At 48.1% G+C, this 1198-nt stretch carries 1 protein-coding gene; it reads right to left on the bottom strand.

Translation table 11 applies throughout. The annotated features are described in order from the left end of the window. Positions 1-939: DNA polymerase III subunit delta (locus JX312_RS13835; RefSeq protein ID WP_204458502.1), on the bottom strand; the 939-nt coding region annotated here is incomplete at its 3' end. Positions 940-1198 lie beyond the last annotated feature (259 nt).

Genomic DNA, 1198 nt, shown 5'->3' with positions numbered 1-1198 from the left:
GGCGGGAATCCGCATGTTGAAGATGAAATTCTCGCGAGCCATCTGCGTCATGTAGTTGAGAAAACGGCGCAGCTTCTCACGACCCAGTGATGATGCGGCATCGCCTATTTCACGCAGTTTGCCGGGCTTCTTGGCATATGCCGCCCGCATAATGTCCTGAAAAAGCTTCTGGAACTCGTTGCGTTCGCCCGAATGCGACGCAAGTTCATCGGCTTTTGCCACCCTTCCCTCAGACAGGCGTGCCACAGTGCGTGCGGTGGCATCGTCAAGATGATATTTCTCTTTTACGTATCTCTCTATCAGAGGTTGCCCGGCAGGATGCATGTTGAAGCGTCGGGTACGCGACGAGATTGTCGGCAATACCTCCGATTCGTTATTTGAGACAAGAAGGAAAACGGTTCCCTCCGTAGGTTCTTCGATTACCTTGAGGAGTTTGTTTGCAGCCGCCGGCTGGAGTTTCTCCGGAAGCCATATCACAAAGAACTTGTATTTTGAGGTAAAAGAGGAGTATGCTTCGCCACGCACGATGTTGTCGGCATCGTTTACATATATTATAGGCTGTGAATTGCCCGCATCAATTATTTCTATCCATTTTTCCGGAGGCATCCACGGATACTCGTCGAGCAAGTGTTTCCAGGAATCTATACGGTCTTCCGACAATTCAATTTTCTGAGCCTTGTTTTTGACAATGGGGTATATGTAGTGAACGTCGGGATGGTTGAAAGAGAGATGCTGCCGGCAGGAGGCACATTGCCCGCATGGTTCTCCGTCGCGAGGTGAAGAACAGTGTGCATATTGCATGAATGCGCGTGCCACACACATTTTCCCGATGCCGGAAAGCCCGCATAGCATGATGGCATGCGGCATGTTGTTGCTGTCAGCCAGATCGCGCAGGTCCTGCTTGACGTTTGATTGTCCGGGAATGTCAGAGAAATTCATGTCGTAATAGTTTATACTTGTGTATGCGGAGAGCCTCTCATATTTTATGACATACAAAGTTAGTAAAAAAAATCCACGTTTTGCCGATAATCGGATAGAATTAGTCACTATGTTTGCATTTTGTCTTGACTCATGCGGAATGCACCGGAAAAGACGGCTTCCGGCGGGTTTCGTAAAGGCGCAAAAAAAATTGATTGTCGTCCCGACAACCAATCTCACGTTAACCTTAAAATCTAATACCATGAAAAACTCACTGCAA

The sequence above is a fragment of the Barnesiella sp. CU968 genome (assembly GCF_905219685.1).
Classification (GTDB): Bacteria; Bacteroidota; Bacteroidia; order Bacteroidales; family Muribaculaceae; genus Lepagella; species Lepagella muris_A.
This window is presented reverse-complemented; position numbering and strand designations above follow the sequence as displayed.